The sequence below is a fragment of the Nocardiopsis sp. MG754419 genome (assembly GCF_018207095.1).
In the GTDB taxonomy this organism is placed as follows: Bacteria; Actinomycetota; Actinomycetes; order Streptosporangiales; family Streptosporangiaceae; genus Nocardiopsis.
Genome location: NZ_QOCZ01000190.1, coordinates 1 through 9187, shown reverse-complemented (window position 1 = coordinate 9187; position 9187 = coordinate 1). Strand labels below are relative to the sequence as shown.

8 protein-coding genes are annotated in these 9187 nt (G+C 71.0%); 3 read left to right on the top strand and 5 right to left on the bottom strand.

The genetic code is table 11. The features are described 5' to 3' along the window. Positions 1 to 116: 116 nt before the first annotated feature. Both DSY14_RS25040 and DSY14_RS25035 read right to left on the bottom strand, forming a co-directional pair. Positions 117 to 878, bottom strand: a complete 762-nt coding sequence (locus DSY14_RS25040) for a LamB/YcsF family protein (RefSeq protein WP_211719077.1) — start codon at positions 876 to 878, stop codon at positions 117 to 119. Between the two features lie 158 nt (positions 879 to 1036). Then, on the bottom strand, positions 1037 to 2293 hold the full coding sequence (locus tag DSY14_RS25035; RefSeq protein WP_211719076.1) for an NRAMP family divalent metal transporter: 1257 nt from the start codon (positions 2291 to 2293) through the stop codon (positions 1037 to 1039). A gap of 188 nt (positions 2294 to 2481) precedes the next feature. On the opposite strand from DSY14_RS25035, the gene DSY14_RS25030 reads away from it, so the two are divergent. Next, positions 2482 to 3189, top strand: coding sequence for a GntR family transcriptional regulator (locus DSY14_RS25030; protein WP_211719075.1), 708 nt, complete (start codon positions 2482 to 2484; stop codon positions 3187 to 3189). A 93-nt stretch (positions 3190 to 3282) separates the two neighbouring features. After that, positions 3283 to 4068, top strand: coding sequence for an aminotransferase class IV family protein (locus DSY14_RS25025; protein ID WP_211719074.1), 786 nt, complete (start codon positions 3283 to 3285; stop codon positions 4066 to 4068). A gap of 64 nt (positions 4069 to 4132) precedes the next feature. Here the strand turns inward: DSY14_RS25025 and DSY14_RS25020 are convergent, their stop codons facing one another. From DSY14_RS25020 to DSY14_RS25010, 3 genes are all read right to left on the bottom strand, one after another. Further along, on the bottom strand, positions 4133 to 6346 hold the full coding sequence (locus tag DSY14_RS25020) for an MMPL family transporter (RefSeq protein ID WP_211719073.1): 2214 nt from the start codon (positions 6344 to 6346) through the stop codon (positions 4133 to 4135). 122 nt (positions 6347 to 6468) lie between these two features. Beyond that, positions 6469 to 7956, bottom strand: a complete 1488-nt coding sequence (locus DSY14_RS25015) for an SDR family oxidoreductase (RefSeq protein WP_211719078.1) — start codon at positions 7954 to 7956, stop codon at positions 6469 to 6471. Positions 7957 to 8009: 53 nt separating this feature from the next. Beyond that, the gene (locus tag DSY14_RS25010; protein ID WP_211719072.1) at positions 8010 to 8678 is read right to left on the bottom strand and encodes a DUF4383 domain-containing protein; all 669 of its coding nucleotides are present in this window, start codon (positions 8676 to 8678) and stop codon (positions 8010 to 8012) included. 92 nt (positions 8679 to 8770) lie between these two features. Between DSY14_RS25010 and DSY14_RS29005 the strand changes: the two genes are divergently transcribed. Further along, the coding region (locus tag DSY14_RS29005) for a MerR family transcriptional regulator (protein ID WP_249188433.1) at positions 8771 to 9187 on the top strand (417 nt) is incomplete at its 3' end.

Here is a 9187-nt window from a genome sequence, read left to right as displayed (position 1 = left end):
GGTGGGCGCCCCTCCGGATGGTGGTGTGGTCGGGGGCCGGTCCCGGTCGACGTACCGGGCCGACCGGTCCGGGCGAGGGACCGGCCCTTCCGTGGTGACTGTGGTGCTCGTCCGGGTCAGGCCTCGGTGAACGGCGCCACGGTGATCCCCTCGGCGCGCAGTCGCTCGGAGACGGCGCGGGCGATGTCCACGGCGCCGGGACTGTCGCCGTGCACGCACAGGGAGTCGGCCTCGATGCGGATCTCGGTGCCGTCGATCGCCGTGATGGTCTGCCCGCGCGCGATGCGCAGGCACCGGGCGGCGATGGCCTCGGGATCGTGGAGCACGGAGCCGGCCTCGCGGCGCGAGACCAGGGTGCCCTCGGGCGTGTAGGCGCGGTCGGCGAAGGCCTCACGGTAGGTGGGCAGGCCGGCCCGCGCCGCCTGCTCCAGGAAGCGGGATCCCGGAAGTCCGAGCACGGGCAGGCCCGGGTCGAAGGCGCGGACGGCCTCGACGACCGCGGCGGCCTGTTCCTCGTGGTGGACGATCGTGTTGTACAAGGCGCCGTGCGGCTTCACGTACCGGATGGGCCGCCCGCTGAGGGCGGTGAAGGCGGACAGGGCACCGAGTTGGTAGAGCACCTCGTCGGTGAGTTCGGCGGCCGGGACGTCGATGAAGCGGCGTCCGAACCCGGCCAGGTCGCGATAGGCGACGTGTCCGCCCACGGCCACTCCGCGCTCGGCCGCCTCGGCGGTGGTGCGACGCAGGGTCGAGGGGTCGCCGGCGTGGAATCCACAGGCGACGTTGGCACTGGTCACGATGGACAACAGGCTCCGGTCGTCGCCGAGTTCCCAGCGACCGAAGCTCTCGCCCAGGTCGGAGTTGAGGTCGATACGCAAGGCGGTGCTCCTCTTTCCGGTTGCTCGTTCCCCCCTGCTCCCAGTCTGCCCACCGGAGCATCGACTGGTGCCACAGGTGTTCGTGGGGCCCATGGGGTGGGTGGTGACGGTGGGCGGGTCGACGTCGTCGTCGACCCGCCCACCGGGATGCGATGCGTCTACTGCCAGAGCGCGGCGATGCCGCCCAGGGCACTGACCGCCATGTAGACGGTGAGGGCCCAGGCGAGGACGCCGATGGCGAGGAGCCACTTCGGGTAGCGGTAACCGTCGAGCAGAGTCGCGGAGTGTCGCCAGGCCACCCACAGGAGCAGACCGAGCCCGACCGGAAGGATCACACCGTTCAGGGCACCGGCGAGCACCAGCAGAGTGTTGGGTGCCTGTCCGGAGACCAGGAAGATGATCAGGGAGATACCGATGAAGGCTGTGACCAACGAGCCCTTGTGTCGCTCCAGCCACGGAGAGAAGGTCGTGATGAAGGAGATGGATGTGTAGGAGGCCCCGATGACGGAACTGACGGCGGCCGCCCACATGATCATGCCGAACAGGCGCATGCCCACTTCACCGGCGGCCTGGTAGAAGGCCTCCGCGGAGGGGTTGGGTGAATCCATGATGGACACACCACCCGCGACGACGCCGAGGATCGCCAGGAACAGGACCACGCGCATGACACCGGTGATGACGATGCCGGTCACGGAGGTCTGTGTGATGGCGGCGATGTTCTCACGGCCACCTTTGCCCTGCTCGATGAGGCGGTGCGCACCGGCATACGTGATGTAGCCGCCCACCGTGCCACCGATGATGGTGATGGTGGCCAGGAAGAGGTCACCACGGGCCGCTTCGGGCAGAACGGATTGGCGCAGTGCTTCACCGACCGGAGGACCGGAGATGACGGCCACGTACAGCGTGAGGCCGATCATCAGTACGCCGAGGACCACCAAGATTCGATCCAACGCCACTCCCAGCCGCTTGACGGCCAAGATGACGATCGCGATGGCGGCGGAGGCGATGGCGCCGATGCGCGGGTCGAAACCGACCATCGCGTCGAGACCCAGACCGGTGCCTGCGATGTTGCCGACGTTGAAGACCAGACCGCCGAAGACGATGAGGACCGCCAACAGGTAACCGGCACCGGGCAGGACCTTGTTCGCGAGATCCTGCGCCCGCATGTTCGAGACCCCGATGACCCTCCAGATGTTCAGCTGGACGGCGATGTCGACGAGGATCGAGACCAGGATCGCGAAGGCGAACGCGGCACCGAGCTGTGCGGTGAAGGTGGTCGTCTGGGTGATGAACCCGGGGCCGATGGCACTGGTGGCCATCAGGAACATGGCACCGAGCAGACTGCTGCTCAGTGCCACACGACCGAAGCGGGGACGCACCGGTGCAGGCGGTGTCGTCGGGGGCTGGTCGCTCATGGCGGACTCTCCGGATATCGCTGGAGGGGATGGAACACGGCCAACCTCATCGTTGGATTGTTGAACAATACTGCAATCCATAACCGCAGGTAAGGGGCGGGTAAGTAAAACCTCCCCGACTCCGCTGCGTAACATTGGTGGGACCACCGCACCCGTCCAGGGCGCACAGCGCAGCAGAGGGAGCTCATGTGACGGCGACCGACGACCACATCGACCGGCTGCCCGCACCCGCGCTGGTGCCCGCGACCAGTCAGGCCGAACGCGTCGCCGACATGCTCCGCACCTTCGTCATCGACGGCGAACTGGCACCGGGCGTCCGTCTCTCCGAGGAGAAGCTCAGCCGCAAGTACCGGGTCTCCCGGAACACGTTGCGCGAGGCGTTCCGGCTCCTGAGCCGGGAACGCCTGCTGGTGCACCACATGCACCGGGGCGTGTTCGTCGCCCGCCCCACCGGTGACGACGTCCGCGATCTGTTCAATGCGCGCAGGGCCCTGGAACTTCCCGCCGTGAGGGGCGCCACAGAAGTGGCGAAGGACCTGGTCGGGGCGGTCGGGGCGGCCGTGGACGAGGGAGAGGCCGCCCGCGCGGAGGAGGACTGGTGGCGCATGGGCAGTGCCAACATGCGTTTCCACGAGGCGCTGGCGGCGCTGGCCGGCAGCGTCCGGATCAACGAGTTCATGCGCCAGGTACTGGCCGAGACGCGCCTGGTCTTCCACGTGATGGCCGCGCCCAAGGAGTTCCACGACCCCTACCTGCCGTGGAACCGACGGATCCACCTGGCGTTGGCGGCCGGGGACACCCAGACCGCCGCCGAGGAACTGACGGAGTACCTGGCCACCTCCGAACGGCAGCTGACCACGGCCTTCACCGAGATGGAGCGGTCCGCCGGAGACTGAACCGGGCGAGGGGCACGCGGCGCCCGTGCGGCCGGGGAACGGCGCTCCCCACTCCCTCCGCCGGGCGTCCCGAAGTGCCAGAATAGGCCCGTAATGGAACTGAACGGACGTCCCGTCAGCACGGGAGAACTCGCCGGCCTCGCCCTCCAGGGGTACGGACACTTCACGACCATGCTCGTCACGGATCTGCGTGTGCGCGGCCTCTCCCTGCACACCGAGCGCCTCAGCCGTGACTGCGCGACCCTCTTCGGGACCGAACTCGACATCCCCCGCGTGCGCGAGCTCGCCCGGCGGTCGGCCCGCGCCCAGCCCTCCCCCTCGGTCGTGCGCGTCACCGTCTTCGACCCGTCGCTGAACCTCGCCCACCCGGCCGCGCGGTCGCTCCCGCAGATCCTCGTCTCCGCCCGGCCCGCCCCCGCGGCCGACCCCGAGCCGCTGCGCCTGGGCACCCGGCTGTTCTCCCGGGACACCCCGACGGTGAAGGGCACGGGCCTGTTCGGGGCGATCCGACAACGCCGCGCGGCCCAGTTGGACGGCTTCGACGACGCCCTCTTCATGGGGGTGGACGGGCGGGTCTCGGAGGGGCCGACCTGGAACATCGGTTTCCTGGACGGGTCCGGGCTGGTATGGCCCCAGGCGCCCTGCCTGCCCGGGGTGACCATGCGGCTCGTGGAGCGGGCCGCCGAGGATCTCGGCGTCCCGTTCTCCACGAGGCCGCTGGCCGCGGTCGCCGCCACCCGGATGGCGGGGGCCTTCGTCACCAACGCGACCGCCGGGGTGCGTCCGGTCGAGGCGGTGGACGGCGTACAGCTGCCCCGCCCCGACCTCCTGCGCGAACTCGCCCGCGCCTACCACGCCCTGCCCGGCGAACCGCTGTAGGGCTCCCTCGCGCGGCGGGAACCCGCGGAGTCCTCGGTCCGGTCTCCCGGTCCCCCACCGGGGCTCAGGACGCCGCGGGGCGCGATCCGTCCCGTCCGGCGGCGTCCTGCCCGAGGCCGTCGCGCCCCGTCCCGCTCTCACGGCCGACCGGGAGAGCGACCCGACCGGCCCGACCGGGCCACCACAGACGCGGGCCCACGTCCAGGGCCAACGCCGGGATGAGCACGGTGCGCACGAGCAGGGCGTCGACCAGCACTCCGAAGGCGACCAGGAACGCCAACTGGAGCAGGAACAACAGGGGGATCACCGCGAGCGCCGCGAAGGTCGCCGCGAGGACCACCCCGGCGGAGGTGATCACCCCGCCGGTGACGGTGAGGGCGCGAAGGACGCCCTCGCGGTGCCCGTGGATCAACGTCTCCTCGCGGGCCCGCGACATCAGGAAGATGCTGTAGTCGATGCCGAGCGCCACCAGGAACACGAACGCGAACAGCGGCACCACCGGGTCGGCCCCCGGCAGGTCCAGGACGTGGTCGAACACGAGCGTGCCCACCCCGAGGGCCGTGGCGAACGAGAGCACGTTGACCGCCATGAGCAACAGCGGGGCCACCAGGGAGCGCAGCAGCGGGATGAGGACCAGGAACACCACGACCAGCACGAGTGGCACGACGACCACGAAGTCGCGCTGGGCCGTCTCCCGGGTGTCGAGGTCGGTGGCGTCGATACCGCCAACCAGTGCCCCGGCGCCCTCCACGGCGTGCACGTTCTCGCGCAGATCACGGACGGTGTCGACGGCCGCTGTGGTCTCGGGAACGGCGTCCAGGTCGACCTCGATCAGTACCCGGCCGTCCTCCACCAGCACGGGCCCCTCGTTCCCGGGCGGCCCGGGTTCGCTCACGGGAGCGGCGCCTTCGACCCCGCGGGTGTCCTCCGCGGCGTCGACGACCGCGTCCAGGTGGTCGGCGTCGGCGACGACCAGAGCGGGGGCGGCGCTGGAGTCCGGGCCGAAGCCGCGGTCCAGGGTCTCCTGCCCGTCGACCGCCTCGACCTCGGTGCGGAACACCTCGGCCTGGCCGGTGCCCTCGGCGGTGAACTGGGGGGCGAACACCGCGGCGGCGAGCAGGAGGGCGGTGGTGGACAGCCAGAGGAGCCGGGGGCGGCGGGCGACGGCGCGGGCGATCCCGCCCCAGAAGGGGTGCTGTTCCAGGACCCGCTCCATACTCTGCCCCTCACGGTGGCGGAGACGGTGCGGGGCGGTGGGCCAGAACGCCGCACGGCCGCACAGGGCCAGGGCGGCGGGCAGGAAGGTCATCGCGGCGAGCATGGCGGCCACGACACCGATGGCGACGACCGGTCCCAGGCTGCTGGTGGAGTTGAGGTCGGCGGCCAGCAGGCAGAGCAGTCCGAGGATGACGGTGCCGCCCGAGGCCAGGACCGGCCCGGTGACGCCCCGGACCGCGGCGAGCACCGCGGCGGGCACGTCCTCGCGCGCGGCGAGCTCCTCCCGGTAGCGGGCCACGAGCAACAACGCGTAGTCGGTGCAGGCGCCCACGACGAGGATGAACAGGATGCCCTGGCTCTGACCGTTGAGGCTGATCAGTCCGAGGTCCGCGGCGACGTAGACGAGGGCGCCGGACAGGCCGAGGGCGAGCAGGGAGGCGACGATGACCAGGATCGGCAGCAGGGGCGATCGGTAGACGGCGACGAGGATGACCAGGACGGCCACGACCGCGACGATGAGCAGCGTGGAGTCGATACCGCCGAAGGCCGCGACCAGGTCGGCGGCGTAGCCCGCCGGCCCGGTGACCTGGGCCTGGAGACCGTCGACGGGCTCGTCGGCGAGGAGCGCGCGGAGTTCCTCCACGGTGTCGCCGGTGTCGTAGGCGTTGTCGATGGGGACGACGATCTGGGCGACCGAGGGGTCCTCGGTACCGGGGAGGGGGCCGATGACCGAACCGGCCACCCACGGTCGCTCGTCGATCCGGTCGACCAGCTCCGCCGCGTCGGCGAGCCGCGCGTCGGTGAGGTCGCCGTCTCCGGAGAGGACGATGACCGCCGGGACGCTGTCGGCGCGATCGAAGTCCTCGGCGATCCGGTCGACCTCGGTGGACTCGGCACCGTCGGGGAGGAAGGCGGCGGGGTCGTTGGTCTGGACCTCACCGAGGCGGCCGAGGAAGGCACCGAGGGGGCCCGCGCCGATCAGCCACACGAGGGCGACCAGCAACGCGGCCCCCGCCCACCATCGTGATCGCCGTGGCGGGTGTTCCAGTCGTGTGCTCACCGTCGGTGGTCCTTCCGAGCTCGCGGACGAATTAGCTAGAAAATCAAGCCTCTCGGAATACTAGCTACTTCTGGGACCCTTCGGTCACGTCGACGGTCCGCCCGCTCGGTCACCGGCGGAGGTCAGGCCTCCCGCGCGCCGGCAGCCGCCCCCTCTCGCACGTCTGCGTCCCGCTCGGCGCGGTCGGCGATGTTGGTGGCCATCGAACCGAACACCACCCCGTGGAAGGGCGTCACCGCCTTCCAGTACAGGTGTCCCGGAAGGCCCCGCGGGTGGAACAGGGCCCGCTGGTGGTAGACGGTGCGCCCGCGCACCTCGGCGACGCCCAACTCCAACCAGGCGAGCCCGGGGAGCCGCATCTCGGCCCGCAGTCGCAACAGGCGTCCCGGAACGATCTCCTCCACCCGCCAGAAGTCCAGCGAGTCGCCCACCCGCAGACGCTCGGGATCACGTCGGCCTCGACGGAGACCCACACCGCCGACGGCCAGGTCGATCCATCCGCGTGCCGCCCAGGCCAACGGCCACGAGTACCAGCCCCGCTGTCCACCGATCCCCTCGATCACCCGCCACACGGTCTCGGCGGGGGCGTCCACGACCAGGGCACGACGGTCGGAGTACAGACTCCCTCCCGACCAGTCGGGGTCCGTGGGGAGCGGGTCGGAGGGTGCGGTGGCCCAGGCCGCCGATGACCAACGGGTGTCCACGCGGTCCTCGTCGATCCGGCGCAGGGCCAAGGCCACCGCCCGGTCGAACCCGATCCGTACGTGGTCGTCCAACAGGTCGGACAGATCGTCCTCCGCCATCACCGCGTCGTGACGCAACGACTCCACCAGGGGCCGGGCCATCGACGGCGGGATGGGGGTGACGAACCCGACCCACAGGCTCGACAGTCCCGGCGACAGGACGGGGATCGGGACCACGAGCCTACGGGCCAGGCCGGCCTCGACGGCGAACCGTTGGATCATCTCCACGTAGGTGAGCGCCTCCGACCCACCGATGTCGAAGGCGCGGTCGGTGTCGGCGGGCAGGGTGTCGGCCCGGACCAACAGGCGCAGTACGTCCCGCACGGCGATGGGCTGGACCCGACTGCGCACCCACCGGGGCGTGGTCATGGCGGGCAGCCGCTCGGTCAGGTGGCGCAGCATCTCGAAGGACGCCGACCCCGAACCGATGATCACCGCGGCGCGCAGGACCACGGCCGGGACCGGACCGTCCAGCAGGAGGTCGGCGACCTCCTTGCGGGAGGCCATGTGCGCGGAGAGGTCCTCCCCCTCCGGCGAGAGACCGCCGAGGTAGACCACCCGGCCCACCGACGCCTCCCCCGCGACCCGGGCGAAGGTGCGGGCACCCTCGGCGTCGGCGCTGCCGAAGTCACCGCCACCGCCCATCGAGTGCACCAGGTAGTAGGCGACGTCCACGCCGTCGAGGGCCTCGGCCAGGCCCTCTCCCGAGACCACGTCGCCTCGGGCCACCTCCACCCGGTCGCGCCAGGGGTGGTCGCGCAGCTTGTCCGGGGTGCGGGCCAGACAGCGGACCCGATACCCGGCGTCGAGCAGTTCCGGGACCAGCCGACCACCGATGTACCCGGTGGCGCCGGTGACCAGCGCCAGACGCCCTCGCCCCTGCTGCCGTGCCGCTCGCCCCGCGCGGGGTCGCTCCCCGCTCACGCGCGCGGCCCCTTCGCCGGACGGTCCGAACCGTGGCGGTCGTGCGGCTCGTAGGCGCTCGCCCCTCCGTCGGAGCCGCGACGCCCGGCCTCCTGCCCCGCCCGGTGGACGACGTCGTCGGGGAGTCCGTCACTCCCCCGCCCCTCGACGGAGGGGGACGTCGTGCCGGCGGTCTCGGTGCGCGGGGCGGGGACCCCGTCCTCGTGCTTGGCCTCGCGGTGCCGGCGATAGGGGTTGTCCTCGGCCAGCCCGCCGCTGAACCGTCCGTACATGCCGAAGGTCATGACCACCAGCCCCACCCCGAAGCTGAAGATCACGTTGGGCATGGAGAAGGCCAGGATGTTGAAGTCCGTGCTCATCAGGTACAGATTGACCAGACCGCTGCCGACGAAGGACACGCCGACCGCCACGCACACGTTCGAGGCGAAGGTTCCGCCCAACACCATCGCACCGACCAGCAGTGAACCGATGGCGATCGACAGGAAGCTCAGCGCGCCGTTCGTGGACAGGCCCGCGATCACTTGTCCCTGGGTGTCGAACAACGGCAGCCGGATCAGAAGACCGGCGATGCCGAAGCCGATGAGGAACAACCCCGTGAGTCCGGCGCCGACCCGGTACACGAGGTCGAGCCGCCGGTCCGTTCGGCGTTTGGTGTCCAGTTCCATGGTGACGCCCCTTTCGGTGCTCTCCCGACTAGAGTCGAAGGTCAGCGACGTGTGTCACAAGTCGCACCGCTTTCGCAACGTGTTGGGATGCCATGAACGACGCGATCACCCCCGGCGCCGCGGCCCGCCTGTTGGGGGTCGCGCCCACCACACTGCGCAGCTGGGACCGGCGATACGGGATCGGTCCCGGAGAACGCAGTCCCGGTGGTCACCGCCGGTACTCGCCGGCCGACATGTCCCGGTTGCGGGAACTGTGCCGTCTGGTGGGCGAGGGGGTTCCCCCCGCCTCGGCGGCGCGGCTGGTCTTGGACCAGGGCCCCCGCTCCCGGCCGGTGTTCCCGACGCACCGGTCCACGTCCGTCGGCGTGCCACGTCAGGATTCCCACGACACGCCGCACCGAACCGGACACGAATCCACATTCATCACCAAAGACACACAGGGCGGTCCTCCGGCCGCTGTGTCCGGAGGCCCCCCGCGTGGTCGACCCGGCGGGGACACCCTCCCCCTC